General features: G+C 66.4%; 15 protein-coding genes. 6 read left to right on the plus strand and 9 right to left on the minus strand.

The features are described 5' to 3' along the window. Window positions 1-2 precede the first annotated feature (2 nt). The 3 genes from NS355_RS03010 (at window position 3) to alr (ending at window position 2,900) form a co-directional block, all read left to right on the plus strand. Window positions 3-779, plus strand: a complete 777-nt coding sequence (locus NS355_RS03010; RefSeq protein ID WP_058744326.1) for an enoyl-CoA hydratase — start codon at window positions 3-5, stop codon at window positions 777-779. A 33-nt stretch (window positions 780-812) separates the two neighbouring features. Continuing rightward, entirely contained in the window at window positions 813-1,799 is a 987-nt protein-coding gene (gene mmsB, locus NS355_RS03015; RefSeq protein ID WP_275934707.1) for a 3-hydroxyisobutyrate dehydrogenase, read from the plus strand. Window positions 1,800-1,871: 72 nt separating this feature from the next. Then, window positions 1,872-2,900, plus strand: coding sequence for an alanine racemase (gene alr, locus NS355_RS03020; protein WP_058744328.1), 1,029 nt, complete (start codon window positions 1,872-1,874; stop codon window positions 2,898-2,900). A gap of 50 nt (window positions 2,901-2,950) precedes the next feature. On the opposite strand, the gene NS355_RS03025 is transcribed toward alr, so the two are convergent. The 3 genes from NS355_RS03025 to NS355_RS03035 all read right to left on the minus strand — a co-directional run bounded on the left by NS355_RS03025 (window position 2,951) and on the right by NS355_RS03035 (window position 8,528). Continuing rightward, window positions 2,951-6,127, minus strand: coding sequence for a TonB-dependent receptor domain-containing protein (locus NS355_RS03025; protein WP_244489535.1), 3,177 nt, complete (start codon window positions 6,125-6,127; stop codon window positions 2,951-2,953). Window positions 6,128-6,319: 192 nt separating this feature from the next. Beyond that, window positions 6,320-7,492 (minus strand): acetyl-CoA C-acetyltransferase, encoded by a 1,173-nt coding sequence (locus tag NS355_RS03030; RefSeq protein ID WP_058744330.1) that lies wholly within the window; start codon window positions 7,490-7,492, stop codon window positions 6,320-6,322. Between the two features lie 22 nt (window positions 7,493-7,514). Continuing rightward, on the minus strand, window positions 7,515-8,528 hold the full coding sequence (locus NS355_RS03035) for an alpha/beta fold hydrolase (RefSeq protein ID WP_244489536.1): 1,014 nt from the start codon (window positions 8,526-8,528) through the stop codon (window positions 7,515-7,517). A 72-nt stretch (window positions 8,529-8,600) separates the two neighbouring features. Between NS355_RS03035 and phaR the strand changes: the two genes are divergently transcribed. From phaR to hslU, 3 genes are all read left to right on the plus strand, one after another. Next, complete coding sequence (gene phaR, locus NS355_RS03040) at window positions 8,601-9,164, plus strand: polyhydroxyalkanoate synthesis repressor PhaR (RefSeq protein ID WP_058744331.1); 564 nt, start codon at window positions 8,601-8,603, stop codon at window positions 9,162-9,164. A 242-nt stretch (window positions 9,165-9,406) separates the two neighbouring features. Next, a complete protein-coding gene (gene hslV / locus NS355_RS03045) occupies window positions 9,407-9,949 on the plus strand; it encodes an ATP-dependent protease subunit HslV (RefSeq protein WP_058744342.1) in 543 nt (180 codons plus the stop codon). A 12-nt stretch (window positions 9,950-9,961) separates the two neighbouring features. Beyond that, the gene (gene hslU / locus NS355_RS03050; protein ID WP_058744332.1) at window positions 9,962-11,257 is read left to right on the plus strand and encodes an ATP-dependent protease ATPase subunit HslU; all 1,296 of its coding nucleotides are present in this window, start codon (window positions 9,962-9,964) and stop codon (window positions 11,255-11,257) included. Between the two features lie 225 nt (window positions 11,258-11,482). On the opposite strand, the gene NS355_RS03055 is transcribed toward hslU, so the two are convergent. The 6 genes from NS355_RS03055 to NS355_RS03080 form a co-directional block, all read right to left on the minus strand. After that, window positions 11,483-11,851: a hypothetical protein gene (locus NS355_RS03055; RefSeq protein WP_058744333.1), complete on the minus strand. Its 369-nt coding sequence runs from the start codon at window positions 11,849-11,851 to the stop codon at window positions 11,483-11,485. Continuing rightward, window positions 11,851-12,279, minus strand: coding sequence for a hypothetical protein (locus tag NS355_RS03060; RefSeq protein WP_153008008.1), 429 nt, complete (start codon window positions 12,277-12,279; stop codon window positions 11,851-11,853). The genes NS355_RS03055 and NS355_RS03060 overlap by 1 nt, the downstream gene beginning before the upstream one ends. Window positions 12,280-12,314: 35 nt before the next feature. After that, complete coding sequence (gloB, locus tag NS355_RS03065; protein ID WP_084787459.1) at window positions 12,315-13,031, minus strand: hydroxyacylglutathione hydrolase; 717 nt, start codon at window positions 13,029-13,031, stop codon at window positions 12,315-12,317. Window positions 13,032-13,041: 10 nt separating this feature from the next. Then, window positions 13,042-13,458: a VOC family protein gene (locus NS355_RS03070; protein WP_058744336.1), complete on the minus strand. Its 417-nt coding sequence runs from the start codon at window positions 13,456-13,458 to the stop codon at window positions 13,042-13,044. A 90-nt stretch (window positions 13,459-13,548) separates the two neighbouring features. Further along, window positions 13,549-14,313 (minus strand): tetratricopeptide repeat protein, encoded by a 765-nt coding sequence (locus tag NS355_RS03075; protein ID WP_058744337.1) that lies wholly within the window; start codon window positions 14,311-14,313, stop codon window positions 13,549-13,551. Next, the gene (locus tag NS355_RS03080; protein WP_058744338.1) at window positions 14,310-15,038 is read right to left on the minus strand and encodes an alpha/beta hydrolase; all 729 of its coding nucleotides are present in this window, start codon (window positions 15,036-15,038) and stop codon (window positions 14,310-14,312) included. The genes NS355_RS03075 and NS355_RS03080 overlap by 4 nt, the downstream gene beginning before the upstream one ends. Window positions 15,039-15,046 lie beyond the last annotated feature (8 nt).

Below are 15,046 nucleotides of genomic sequence, written 5' to 3' on the forward strand. Positions count from 1 at the left end.
CCATGACCGACTATAACACCCTGATCGTCGAGCGCCGCGAGGCGGTGACCCTGGTGACGCTGAACCGGCCGCAGGCGCTGAACGCGCTGAATGCCGAGCTGCTGTCCGAACTGCTGGACGTGATGCGCGCCTATGATGCCGATCCCGAACAGCGCTGCGCCGTCATCACCGGGTCGCCCAAGGCCTTCGCGGCCGGGGCCGACATCAAGGAGATGCAGGAGATGGACTTCGCCGCCATGTATGGGCGGAACCACTTCACTGGTTGGGACGACTTCACCCGCACGCGCAAACCCATCATCGCGGCGGTGGCGGGCTATGCGCTGGGCGGCGGGTGCGAGCTGGCGATGATGTGCGACTTCATCCTCGCCGCCGACACCGCGAAGTTCGGCCAGCCCGAGATCAAGCTGGGCGTGACGCCGGGCATGGGCGGATCGCAGCGTCTGGCCCATGCGGTCGGCAAGGCCAAGGCGATGGAGATGTGCCTGACCGGCCGGATGATGGACGCCGAGGAAGCCGAGCGTTCCGGCCTCGTCGCGCGGATCGTCCCGGCCGCCGATCTGGTCGAGGAGGCGCTGAGGACCGCGGCCACCATCGCGGGCATGGCCCCGATCGCGGCGCGGGCGAACAAGGAAATGGTCAACGCCGCCTTCGACATGGGGCTGGCGCAGGGCGTGCAGTTCGAACGCCGCCTGTTCCACGGCCTGTTCGGCTCGGCCGACCAGAAGGAAGGCATGGCCGCCTTCGTAGAGAAGCGCGCGCCCGTCTGGACGAAAGGCTGATGGGACTCACGCCCCTCCCGCAGGCGGGAGGGGATGGGGGAGGGTAAGGCCGCAAGCGATACGCTCGGTGAGACACCTTGCCCTCCCCAAACCCCTCCCGCCTGCGGGAGGGGCTTACAAAAAGAACATGTTAGGAGAGCAGACATGGCGCGGATCGCCTTTATCGGCCTGGGCAATATGGGTGGCGGGATGGCCGCCAACCTCGCAAAGGCGGGGCATGACGTCCGCGCCTTCGACCTGTCGGCGGAGGCGCTGGCCGCAGCGAAGGCGGCGGGGTGCCTGCCCGTCGACAGCGCCGTCGCCGCGATGGACGGGGTCGAGGCGGTCGTGACCATGCTGCCCGCCGGAAGCCATGTCGAGCGGGTCTATGCCGATGCCGTGTTCGCGGCAGCACCGCCGTCCGCGATCCTCATCGACTGCTCGACCATCGACGTCGCCACCGCGCGCCGCGTTGCCGAGGCGGCGGGAGGAAAGGGCATGATGGCGGTCGACGCCCCCGTGTCGGGCGGGATCGCGGCGGCCAAGGCGGGGACGCTGACCTTCATGGTCGGTGGTTCGGAACAGGCCTTTGCCCGCGCCGAGCCGTTCCTGTCCGCCATGGGCCAGGCGGTGATCCATGCGGGCGGCAACGGCGCAGGCCAGGCGGCCAAGATCTGCAACAACATGCTGCTCGGCGCGACGATGATCGCGACTTGCGAGGCGTTCGTACTGGCCGAGAAGCTGGGGCTGGAGGCGCAGACCTTCTACGACATCGCATCGGTCTCGTCGGGGCAGAGCTGGTCGATGACCAAATATTGTCCCGTCCCCGGCGTCGGACCGGAGACGCCCGCCGATCACGACTATCAGGGCGGGTTCGCGGCGGCGCTGATGCTGAAGGACCTGAAATTGGCGATGCAGGCGGCCCAGGATGCGGGCGCGACCACGCCGATGGGTGAGCGGGCGGCGGAGCTTTACGCGGCCTTTGTCGGCGAAGGGCAGCCGCCGGTGGACTTTTCGGGGATCATCCGAACCCTGCGCTGAACAGGGTAGGGGCAAGGAAAAGGCCGTCGCGCCTTTTCCCCCTGACCAATGCGGCCTAAAGCCCGGAGGGTGATGGAAATACCCGCTCCCCTCCGCCTGCGTGTCGACCGCGATGCGCTCGTTTCCAACTGGCAGGCGCTCGACCGGTTGAGCGGGGCGGCGGCGTGCGGCGCGGCGGTCAAGGCGAACGGTTATGGCCTCGGCGCGGGGCTGGTCGTGGAAACGCTGGCCAATGCCGGGTGTCGCGATTTCTTCGTCGCCAACTGGGCCGAGGCGCAGGGCTTGGCGCCGCTGGGCGTCACGCTGTCGGTCCTGCACGGATTGCGCGTAGAAGACTTGCCCGCCGCCAGGGCCGGGTTCGCCCGCCCGGTGCTGAGCACGCCGGACCAGATCGCCCGTTGGCGCGACAGCGGCGGTGGCGTGTGCGACGTGATGGTCGATACCGGCATGAACCGGCTGGGCGTGTCGGTTCAGGCGGTGCGGGACGGCCTGCTCGATGGCCTGACGATCGAGACGCTGATCAGCCACCTCGCCTGCGCCGACGAGGATGTCGCGATGAACGGGCAGCAGCGCGAGGCCTTTGCCAGCCTGAGGGGGCGGACCGGCGCACGACGCATGAGCCTCGCCAATTCGGCGGGAATCGGGCTGGGCGCGGATTATCATTTCGACCTGACGCGGCCGGGCCTCGCCCTGTACGGCGGCCTGCCGCGCCCCGACATGGCGGGGCACCTCCGCCAGGTCGCGTGGCCCGAAGCGCAAATCCTCCAGCGCCGCCTTGTGCCTGCGGGCGAGACGGTCGGCTACAACGCCACCTGGACCGCGCCCGCCGATACCGAGGTCGCGATCCTGAACCTGGGTTATGCCGACGGCTATCGCCGCGCCCTGTCCGGGCTGGGGGCGGCGGTGGTCGATGGTGAGAGACTGCCCGTGCTGGGTCGGGTCTCGATGGACCTGCTGGCGGTCGACGTGACCGCGCGTCCCGACCTGGGCGAAGGCGATTGGCTGGCCATGGACTATGATCTGGCCGCGGCCTCCGCCGCATCGGGCGTGTCGCAATATGAGCTGCTGACCGGCCTCGCCCAGCGTTTCGCGCGGGCATAAAAAAGGGGCCTTCCCGAAGGAAGGCCCCGATCAACTTCGATCCGCTGGGATCAGAAGTTGGCCTTGAACCCGGCATAGAAGAACCGGCCGATATTGTCGTACGGATCGCCCGCCGCCGTACCGATCAGATCGTAGGGCGGCTTCACGTCGGTCAGGTTGTCCACGCCGACATAAAAGCGGAAGCGCTCGGTGGCGTTGAAGCCGACCTGGACCGAGTGGTAGAACGCTTCGGGATAGTAGACGACTGGGAAGGCGTCCGGGTTACGCGCCGGACGGCCGTCATAGCTGTTCTGCGTCTCATACTCGGCTGCGACCGTCGACTTGCCTTCGTACCGCAGGCGGTACTGAAGGTCGAAGGTTTCGAAGTTCAAGTTGCCGACGAACTGGCCGCGCCAGTTGGAAAAGCCCAGTTCGCTCTTGTAACGATCGCGGAAGGTCGGATCGCCCACATCGGTATAGCCGTTGTTCTGCGCGACATAGCTGGCCAGGACGCGAAGGCTCAGGGTGCCGGTGTCGCTGATCTTCGTACGGTACGACAGGTCGAAGTCGATGCCCGAGGTTTCCAGCTTGGCGAAGTTGAAGCCCTGCGAGAAGAACGACGGACCCGTCGGGGTCAGCGGAACGGTGGTGCCGCCATGGATCACGCTCGACTGACCGGCGAACGTGCCGTTCGGATTGCGGATGACGGCGGCGCAATACTGGTTGTTGATGCCGCTGGGATTGTCATAGCACTGGTTGATCAGCGTCTGCGCCGCCAGCGAGACGATCGCGTCCTTGATCGTGATGTTGTAGTAATCGACCGTGAAAGACAGGCCACGGATCGCCTGCGGCTGGAACACCGCACCGATGGTGAAGCTATTGCTCTTTTCGGCGTTCAGGTTCGGGTTGCCGCGATTGACGCCCGCGATGCTGGCCGCCGTGCCGTTGGTGAACGGTTCGGTCGTGCCGTTGAACGTCTGCGTCGTCGGCACACCCGCTGCCGCGCAGTTCCGGGCGCGGTTCGGGTTGTTGTTGATATTGTTCTGGCTGCACGGATCCGAGGGTTGGGCAAAGGTCTGGTTGTTGGCGGTGAACAATTCACCCAGCGACGGCGCACGGACCGAGCGGGCATAGCCGCCACGGATCGTGATGTCGCGGATCGGTGACCAGATCGCATTCAGATTGTACGTCCAGGGCGTTCCGGCATTGCCGACATTGTAGTGCGACACGCGGGCAGCGCCGGTCAGCGTCAGCTCGTGGAAGAACGGACGATCGGCCAGCAACGGCACGCTGAGTTCGCCGAACGCTTCCTTGATGTCATAGGCGGGCGGCGCGAACGTCGGGATGGCGTTCAGGAACGTCGCCCCGCTGGCGGTCAGATCGTCATACTTCGAGTATGCCGTCTCGCGACGATATTCACCGCCCAGCGAGAAGGTGACGTCGCCGCCCGGCAGGCGGAACAGCTTGCCGTTGACGAAGCCCAGCAGGTCGAACTGCTCGGCCTTCTGCTTGCGCGTCGAAGTGACCGAGAAATAGTTCAGCGCGGCTTGGCTGACTTGGCCCTGACCGAACAGGTTGACGGGCACGCAGGCCGCGTCGTCATTCGCGGTCGAGGCATCGGCATTGATACCGCACACGATCTGACCGGCAGCGTTGCGCACGGCGTTGATCGAGTTGTTGTACTTCTGCGTGACGTAGTTGCCTGCGGTCCGGTAGAAGGTGTCGAGGCGGCCATAATTGGCCGACACTTCATAATGCCACCCCTGCGCGAAATCACCCTCGACGCCGCCGACGATGCGGAAGGTCTCACGCGTGTGATCTTCGCCGCGACCGCCGAAGTCGACGTTGAAGCGCTGCGCGGTGAAGGTCGTTGCTCCCGGCGCCAGCGCCTGCTGCAGCGTCGAACGGGCCTGATCCGTCAGATACGGATTGTTGATGCTGAAGGTGTTGGTGGCAAAAGTCGGCTGACCTTCCTGCAGCGACTTGATGCGCACATATTTGACTTCGACGAACGGCTTGAAGGCGTCGGAGATGTCGAAGTGTGCCAGCAGGTTGCCCGAAGCGCGTTCCATGCGAGGCTGCAACATGCCCAGCAGCCGCAGCGTCGACCCACGGCCGCCGACGCAATTTGTCGACGCAGGACGAAGGTCCGTAATGCAATTGTTCGCCGTAAGCGTGCCGTCCGGGTTGAACGCAAAATTCCGACCATATTGCGCCAGTGCGTTGGAGCTACCCACATTGGCGATGCCGGTGCAGGTAAAGGCGCGACGGGCGGCGAAGGCTGCGGCGGACTCGCCTGTGGCGGCAACCGTCGGACAGCTCGAGGCGAACATGCCGCCTTCCGAGATCGTACCGTTGCGGATGTTGCTCAGAAGGTTGGTGTCGGGAATGCCGTCACCGGTCGACGGCTCGCCGCCGGTCCGGATCACGCCGCCATTCGGGTTGAGCTGGGGGCCGGTATTCTGCACCGCGTTGAACTGGCGACGGCCGGAGAATGCGCCGGTGATGTCGTCACGATCGGTGAAATAGACGACGTCCGAGAAGGAATATTCGGCCGAAGCGGCGATGTTGCCACGACCCTCGGCAAAATTCTTACCGGCGGTCAGTGCGCCGAAATAGGAGCCGCGCGTTCCGTGGCTGGAAATCCCGCTCTGGCCCGTGGCGCGAATGCCCTCGAAGTCGCGCTTCAGGACGAAGTTGACGACGCCCGCCATGGCGTCCGAGCCGTACACGGCCGAGCTGCCGCCGGTCACAACGTCGACGCGCTCGAGCAGGTCGGTCGGAATGGTGTTCGTGTCGATCACGAAGCTGCCCGGCTGTGCGGTCACGTGACGGCGACCGTTGACAACCACCAGGGTGCGCTGCGTGCCCAGACCACGAAGATCGAGCAGGTTCAGGCCGGAAGTGCCGATGAAGCGGGTCGAGTTCGCCTGGCTGTAGGTCGTGCGCAGCGCCGGCAGCTGGTTGAGCGAATCACCCAGGTTCAGGTTGCCGGTCGAGGTCAGCAGTTCGGCGGTGACCGATGTGACGGGGGTCGGCGAGTCCAGGTTCGGACGAGCCAGACGCGATCCGGTGACGATGACGTCGCCCGCAGCCTGTTCGCTACGTTCGGCGACGTTGGGATCGGTGGCGGCATCCTCTTGCGGTTGCGTCGCGGTGGAGCCCGAGGTGGCGGTCTGCGCGAACGCGGCGACCGGCATCAGGACCAGGGTGCTGGCCAGCGCAGAGGCTCCCAGCAGGGTACGCATATTCATTCTTTACCCCCAATATGACGGATCGTTCATGTCCGTTCATCACAGGGAAAGAAATTTCCGACGGGAAAACAAGCGCCGTCGGAACGCTTTCTGAAAATTACGTCACCATAGTTGCAGGGATGTGACAGCTTCGACACATCCCTGCAATGTAACCATTAATCGCGAAATTTTCGCAAAGTGGCGTGTTTATCGCTCAACACACATGGCGATGCCCATGCCGCCGCCGATGCACAAAGTCGCCAGGCCCTTCTTGGCGTCGCGCTTCTGCATTTCATAGATCAGGGTGGTGAGAACGCGCGCGCCGCTGGCCCCGATCGGGTGACCCAGCGCGATCGCGCCGCCATTGACGTTAACCTTCTCCGGATCGAGGCCCAGTTCCTTGCCGACCGACAGGGCCTGGGCGGCGAAGGCTTCGTTGGCTTCGATCAGGTCGAGGTCGCCGATGGTCCAGCCCGCCTTTTCCAGCGCGCGCTTGGTGGCGGGGACGGGGCCGATGCCCATGACCGACGGATCGACACCCGCCGAGGCCCAGCTCTTGATCGTGGCGAGGATCGGCGTGCCCCGCTTTTCCGCTTCCTCGCGGCTCATCAGGACGATGGCGGCGGCGCCATCGTTCAGGCCCGAGGCGTTGGCGGCCGTGACCGTGCCGTCCTTCTTGAAGGCGGGGCGGACGCCCGACACGCTCTCGATGGTCGCACCGGCGCGGATATATTCGTCGTCGGCGATGACCGTATCGCCCTTGCGGCCCTTGATGGTGACGGGCGCGATCTCATCCTTGAAGCGCCCCTCGCCACGCGCCTTTTCGGCCAGATTCTGCGAGCGGACCGCGAACTGGTCCTGCTGGTCGCGGGTGACCTGATACTGCTCGGCAAGGTTCTCGGCCGTGATGCCCATGTGATAGCCCGCAAAGGCGTCGGTCAGGCCGTCATGCACCATGGTGTCGACCATGGTCAGCGGGCCCATCTTGGTGCCGCCGCGCATCGTCTGGGCGTGCGGCGACAGCGACATCGACTCCTGGCCACCAGCCACCACGATGGTCGCATCGCCATTGGCGATCGCCTGAAGCCCCAGCGCCACGGCGCGCAGGCCCGAGCCGCAGACCTGGTTGACGCCGTAGGCGGGGACTTCCTTGGGGATGCCCGCCGCCATCGACGCCTGGCGGGCCGGGTTCTGGCCTTGCGCGGCGGTCAGCACCTGGCCGAGAATGACCTCGGACACGTCCTCGCCCTTGATGCCCGCCTGTTCCAGCGCGGCGGTGATCGCCACCCGGCCGAGTTCGTGCGCGGGCGTGGTGGCAAAGGCGCCCAGGAAGCTGCCCACGGGGGTACGCTTGGCGGCGGTAATGACGATCTCGGTCATGAAGGCTCCTTTAGGTTCGGATCTATCTAGGTGTTGGGAGGGCGGTGATCCAGTCGGCGAGCGGCTGCCAGAGCTGTCGCTCCGCACGGCCGCCGACGACCATGCCGACATGGCCCGTGCCCCCCGCTCGCCGGTCGGACAGGCCGATGGCGGTGGCGGCGGGGACGATCCGGTCGGCGGTGGCGATGAATTCCACGCTAGGGGCGTCGCATTGCGCGGGTGTGACGGTCGCCCCGGCGACGCGCCATTGTCCCCGGCCGGGACGATCCTGGGCGATGAGTTCCTCGAACAATTCGCGGCCAAAGGCGTGGGGCAGGGGCGCGCCCTGATTGGCCCAGTCCTCCAACCGGACGAAGCGGCGGGCGGCATCGCTGCGTGGATCGAGTTCGGCGAAGGCGGCATATTTGGCGATGGTGCGTGCCGGATCGAGCCGCCAGAAACCCGCCTGCAACGCCTCCATCGGGACGAGGCCCAGCGCTTCGGAGGTCGGCTTGATCGCGGCCCATTGCGCGGCCATCGCGGCTCGGGCTTCGTCGCCATAGCCGGTGAAATGCCATGGTGCGGCGATCGCGGCCAGCCCGGCGACCCTGCTGCGCGCCGCCGCCGCCATGGCGAGCGTTCCGCCCAGGCAATAGCCGACCAGCACCGGCGGCTGTGGGAAGGTGGCAATCAGGGGCAGCAGGAAGCGTTCGACATGGCGCGCAACGTCGATGTCGCGGTCCTTCGCGCCGGGTATCCCCCAGTCGACCAGCCAGGGATGGAAACCTCGCCCGCGCAGCCAGCGGATCAGCGAGCGGTCGCGCGCCATGTCGAGGATCGAGGGCGGGTTGATCAGCGAAGGGATGAACAGCACCGGCCGCCCTTCGCCGCCGGCATCGCGCAATCTCACCCGGCCGCGCCGACGCCGGACGGGCAGGGCGCGCATCGGCCGCTCGCGCTTCGCCTCCTGAAACCGGCGAAGGCCCGCCAGTGCGGCCTGCGCCAGTTCAGGGTTTTCCGCAGCCTCGCTGCGCAACATCGCCAGGAACAGCGGCAATGGTCGCGGACCATGTTGCGATGCGAAATCCAAGGCGTTAGGCTGCGGCAAAACCATGAAAGGCGGGGGTCCATGAAGAAGCAGGCATCGGACGGCGTCGTGATCGTCAAGAAATACGCGAACCGGCGGCTCTACAACACCGAAACCTCCTCCTACATCACGCTCGATCATCTGGCGGGCATGATCCGCGCGGGTCGTGATTTTAAGGTCGTCGACGCCAAGACCGACGAGGACATCACCCATAATGTCCTGACCCAGATCATCATGGAAGAGGAAAGCCGGGGCGAAACCATGCTGCCGGTGAATTTCCTGCGCCAGCTCATCTCGATGTACGGCGATTCGATGCAGGCGATGGTGCCCGGTTATCTGGAAGCGTCGATGGACAGCTTCCGCCGCAACCAGGAACAGTTCAAGTCGGCGGTCGAGGGCGCGTTCGCGAACACGCCCTTCGCTGACATGGCCAAGCGGAATCTGGCGATGTTCGAGGCTGCGACGCAAGGGTTCAAGGCCGCCACGCCTGAGACGGCTCCCACCTCGACGCCAGCGGCCCCGTCCGCCAGCAAGGATGCCGAGATGGCCGCGCTAAAGGCCGAACTAGCGGCGTTGAAGGACAAGATCGAGAAGCTGAGGGAATAGGTCCAATCCTCCCCGGCAAGGGGAGGGGGACCGCCGCGAAGCGGTGGTGGAGGGGGCGTGCCGCTAACGGCGACCTGTGAGGAAGTCCCCCTCCGTCAGCGCTACGCGCTGCCACCTCCCCGTACCGGGGAGGATATGCATCGCCTTTCACTTCGCTCGGGAAAAACACACCACCATCCCCTCCATTGAACCCACGCATCCTCGACTCCATATCGCCGCGCATGAGCGGGAATGAACACGCCATGCCCACCTGGCATGGCACGACGATTTGCTCGGTGCGCCGTGGCGGCCGGGTGGTGGTGGCCGGAGACGGTCAGGTTTCGATGGGCCAGACGGTCATGAAGCCCAATGCGCGCAAGGTCCGGCGGCTGGGCGATGGCTCGGTCATCGGCGGCTTTGCGGGCGCGACGGCGGATGCCTTCACCCTGTTCGAGCGGCTGGAGGCCAAGCTGGAGCGCCACAACGGTCAGTTGCTGCGCGCGGCGGTCGAGCTGGCCAAGGACTGGCGCACCGACAAGTTCCTGCGCAACCTGGAAGCGATGATGATCGTCGCCGACAAGGACGTGACGCTGATCCTGACCGGCAACGGCGACGTGCTGGAGCCGGAGAACGGCATCTGCGCGATCGGCTCAGGCGGCAATTACGCCCTCGCGGCTGCGCGAGCGCTTGTCGACTATGAACAGGATGCCGAGACGATCGCGCGCAAGGCGATGGCGATCGCCGCCGATGTCTGCGTCTATACCAATGACCGCGTCACGCTCGAAGCCATCGACGGCGCGCAGTAAGTCAGGGCTCTCATGAACGACCAGTTGACCCCCAAGGCGATCGTCGCCGCGCTCGACGCGCACATCATCGGCCAGGCCGACGCCAAGCGCGCCGTCGCCGTCGCCATGCGCAACCGCTGGCGTCGTCAGCGCCTGGGCGCGGATCTGCGCGACGAGGTGACGCCCAAGAACATCCTGATGATCGGCCCCACGGGGTGCGGCAAGACCGAGATCAGCCGCCGTCTGGCCAAGCTGGCCGATGCGCCGTTCGTGAAGGTCGAGGCGACCAAGTTCACCGAGGTCGGCTATGTCGGTCGCGACGTCGAACAGATCGCGCGTGACCTGGTCGAGGAAGCGATCCGCCTGGAAAAGGAACGCCGTCGCGTCGCGGTGAAGGACAAGGCCGAAGAGGCGGCGATGAACCGCCTGCTCGACGCGCTGGTCGGCAAGGATTCGAGCCAGGCGACGCGCGAGGCGTTCCGCCAGCGTTTCCGCGACGGCCATCTCGACCAGACCGAGATCGAGATCGAACTGGAGCAGGCGCAGGCCACGCCGTTCGAAATCCCCGGTGCCGCGCCGCAGATGATCAACCTGTCCGAGATGATGGGCAAGGCGTTCGGCAGTCAGCCGCTCAAGCGCCGCAAGCTGACCGTGTCGGCCGCCTGGACCAAGCTGGTCGAGGAAGAGGCCGACAAGCGCCTCGATCAGGACGAGGTCAGTCGCGCCGCGCTGGCCGATGCCGAGGCGAACGGAATCGTCTTCCTCGACGAGATCGACAAGATCGCGGTCAGCGACGTGCGCGGCGGTTCGGTCAGCCGTGAGGGCGTGCAGCGCGACCTGCTGCCGCTGATCGAGGGGACGACGGTCGCAACCAAATATGGCCCGATGAAGACGGACCATATCCTGTTCATCGCGTCCGGCGCCTTCCATGTCGCCAAGCCGTCTGATCTGCTGCCCGAGCTTCAGGGGCGTCTGCCGATTCGGGTCGAACTGAAGGCGCTGACCGAGAGCGATTTCGTCGCGATCCTGTCGGACACCAAGGCGTCGCTGCCCGCGCAATACAAGGCGCTGATCGGCACCGAGGGGGTGGAGATTTCCTTCACCGAGGACGGCATCGCCGCCATCGCGCGTATCGCGGCGGAAGTGAACGGCCAGGTCGAGAATATCGGCGCACGGCGGCTCCAGACGGTGATGGAGAAGCTGTTGGAGGAGATCAGCTTCGAGGCGGAGGATCGCCAGGGTTCGACGCTGACCGTGGACGGCGCCTATGTCGACCAGCAGCTGTCGGCGGTGGCGCGGAATACGGATCTGAGCCGGTTCGTCTTGTGATCGGGGTGGGGGCTCGGTGAGACACCGGGCCCTCCCCCATCCCCTCCCGTAAACGGGAGGGGAGCGGCAAGACCAGATGTTATGCCTCTATTCCGACGTGTCTTGGCACGCCCCTCCCGCAGGCGAGTTTCAGGTCGGTCATGCCCCCGGCATGACCTAAACGATGCGGGGCATCGTTTACCTGAAACTGGGATGGGGGAGGGCGGGAGCCCCAATCACTCCGCCCTATTTCTTCACCCGATCATACGGCACGAACCCATCGAAGAAACACCATGCGCCGGGGATCGACATCCCTTGTTGCAACACCCGGAACCGGTCGTTCCGACAGACCTGCGATCCCCAGCGGTCGATCAGCAGCGTGTTGAACGGCTGAATGCCTGCGCACTGGCCGCGCACCTGGGCACGCCAGATGCGGCGTCCCGCATTGATGACGATCACGTCCTTGTCGGCGATCACCGGTCCCGACATGGTCGTGCTGGTGTCGACGCATTGCACCGGTGGACCCGCGACACGTCCCGCAAAGGGGTCGGACTTGGCCGCTGACAGAGTCAGGGTCAGGCCCAGGGCGGCGGCGATGGTGGCCTTGCTGCGCATCAGCCCTGCTTCCGATAGGGGATGAACTCGTCGAAGCTGCAACTGCCGGTGAAGAAGCCGGAGGTGCGGTCGACCGTCTGCGCGATGTCGCCCGAACAGAGCTGGCCCGTGGTGGTGCGGGTCACGAAGATGTTGTTGCCCGACCCGCCGACATCGCTGCATCCGCCCGCGGTTCGGCTGACATATTTCAGGCGCGGGGACACGGTGTAGACTAGGGTCGGGCCGTAGGACCGCACCTGTTGAGTCCGATACTGGCTGATGCACTGGGTCGGAGCGCCCGGCGTCAGGCCGCGCAGCGCCTTGTCGAGATCCGCGCGCTCGGTCTGGGCGCGCTGTTCGACCTGCGCCTTTTGCGCCGGGGTCAGCGTACAGGCGCTCAAGCCCGCCATGGGGATCAGAACAGATAACAACGTCACGATACGCATCATTCCGTCTCCGTCTAAACGCCCCTGTAGCACTTGGCTTAACCCTTGAACGCGTCCTTGGCTGCACGACGCTGCGCCAGTTCGTCCGCATCGACCGAGCGGAGGAAGGGGTTGGTGGCCCGCTCCAGCGCGATGGTCGTCGGAATGGTCGGCTCGCCCTGTTCGCGCATCGCGACGACATCGGCCAGCCGCTCGGCGATGGCGTCATTGTCGGGCTCGGCGGCGGCGGCGAAGCGGGCGTTGGACAGGGTGTATTCATGGCCGCAATAGACGCGCGTGTCGCCCGGCAGTCCCGCGAACCGACGCATATTGGCGTGCATCTGCGCCGCCGTCCCCTCGAACAGCCGCCCGCATCCCATGGCGAACAGGGTGTCGCCGGTGAAGATCGTCGCCCGGTCGGCAAGGTGAAACGCGATATGGCCCGCCGTATGGCCCGGCACCGACCAGATGGTCGCGACGGCATCGCCGACCGTGATGGTGTCGCCCTCGTCCAGCAGCGTGTCGAGCCCGTCGATCTTCGCCGCCTCCGCCGCCGGACCCGCGACGCTGGCCCCTTGCGCCTTCAGCGCGGCGCCGCCGCCGACATGATCGGGATGCCAATGGGTCAGCCAGACCTGATCGATCGTCCAGCCACGCGCCGCCGCCGCCGCTGCGACGGGCGAAGCCTCGCCGGGGTCGAGCGCGACGGTCTGCCCGGCGTCATGGATCAGCCAGGCATAATTGTCGGAGAGGACGGGGACTCGAACGATTTCCATGGAGAGCCTCTTACCAGCTTCCGACATTGGGCATCGAGAGCCAAGGTTCGGCGGGAGGCAGCGCACCGTCCTGCAACAGTTCGATCGAGATGCCGTCGGGCGTCTTGACGAAGGCCATATGTCCGTCGCGTGGGGGACGATTGATGATGACCCCGGCCTCCATCAGCCGCTGGCATGTCTGGTAGATATCGTCGACGCGGTAGGCGAGATGCCCGAAATTGCGACCGCCGGTATAGATTTCGGGGTCCCAATTATGGGTCAGCTCGACCTCGGCGCGGCCTTCGTCACCGGGGGCGGCGAGGAAGATCAGCGAGAAGCGGCCGCGTTCATTGTCCACACGGCGCACTTCCTTCAGGCCCAGCAACTCGAAGAAGCGGATGCTGGCGTCCAGGTCGCTGACGCGGATCATGGTGTGGAGATAGCGCATCGGTGATTCTGCCTGTTCAACGGAGCCGCTCGGGCGGGGCGGCCATGCTACCCCTATCGGGGAAGCATGACCTTTACGTGCGATAAGGGATTAGCGGGACGGGAATTGCGAGAGCGCCTTGGCCGTCTCGGCGCGGATCGGGCTGTCCGGCGGGGCGAGACGGGCGGCCTCGCTCCACGCCTTGCGCGCGCCCGTTTCGTCGCCCGCGACGGCGGCGATGTTGCCCGCCTCCAGCTGGACGCTGGCATCGTCGGCGGAGCGGGCCAGCGCCTGGCCGATGTCCTTCTGCGCGCGCGGCAGGTCGTTCATCCGCCGCGCCAGCGTCGCCGACAGCAGCCAGGCGAGCGGATCGGAAGGTGCGTTGGTCAGCGCGGCATCCAGGTCGACGCGCGCGGCGGCCATCTGTCCGCCCGCGACCGAAGCGCGCGCGCGGTCGAGCTGCGCCTCACCCAGCGCGAAGCCGCTCAGCTCGCCCGCCGCCAGCGCGGCATCCAGCGCGGCGCGGGCATGGGTGGCGTCCCCGGCGGCGAGAAAGGCATTGCCCGCCTGCGCCCAGTAATTGGCGGCGCGCACGTCATGTGCGGTCTCGGCGGCGCGGGCGGCCTGTTCGAAGGCGCTGGCCGCCGCGCTCCAGCTGCGCTCGGTGGCAAAGGCCAGCCCCAGGCATTGCTGCGCGAAATAGTCTCCGCCCGCCAGCCGCCATTTGCCCGCCTCGACCTTCGCGGCGGCGGGATTGGTGTCGGCGAGCGATACGCAGCGCTGATAGCGCGCCTCGCGCGGGTCGGTGGGCAGGGGCGGCGTCTTGGCGGGGGCCGACTGGACGGCGGCGGCGAGCGCCAGGGGGAGCAGGATCATAGGCGGTGCAACACGTCCTCGACGGCCCGGATCAGCAGCGCGATATCGGCATCGCGCGACAGCCGGTGGTCCCCGTCCTTGATCAGGAGAGTCTGCACATCGGCTGAACGGAACAGCTGCGCCAGATGGGTGGTCCGCTGCCAGGGGACATCGGGGTCCGCCATGCCCTGAAGCAGACGCACCGGTCCGTCGAACGCGATGGGTCCGAACGTCAGGCGATTGGCCTCGCCCGACGACCAGAAGCGGCGGGTATAGACGGTGGGGGCGGGGCCATAGGGATTGGGCCGCTCCAGCCGTCCGGCCTGGAGGATCGTCATCTTCTCGTCTTCGGAAAAGCCCCAGTCGGTGAAGTCGGGCGCGGGCGCGATGCCGACCAGCGCCTGGACCTGTTCGGGGCGTGCCTTGGCGGCGAGCAGCATCAGCCAGCCGCCCATCGACGATCCGACCAATATGGCGGGCCCCTTCACCACATCGTCGAGCATCGCGACCGCGTCGTCCCGCCAGTCGGCCAGCGCCTGATCCTCGAACGCGCCCTCCGACTCGCCGCAGCCGCCATAGTCGAAGCGCAGGAAGGCCCGGCCGTTCGCCTGGGCCCATGCCTCCAGCGCCAGCGCCTTCGACCCCTGCATGTCCGAGGCATAGCCGGGCAGGAAGACGATCGCGGGGCCGGTCCCCGGCGTCCAGTGATGGGCGAGCTGGGGGCGGGGTGTGGGCGTGTCGGTCATGACCGGGA

Source organism: Sphingomonas yabuuchiae (assembly GCF_001477495.1).
In the GTDB taxonomy this organism is placed as follows: domain Bacteria; phylum Pseudomonadota; class Alphaproteobacteria; order Sphingomonadales; family Sphingomonadaceae; genus Sphingomonas; species Sphingomonas yabuuchiae_A.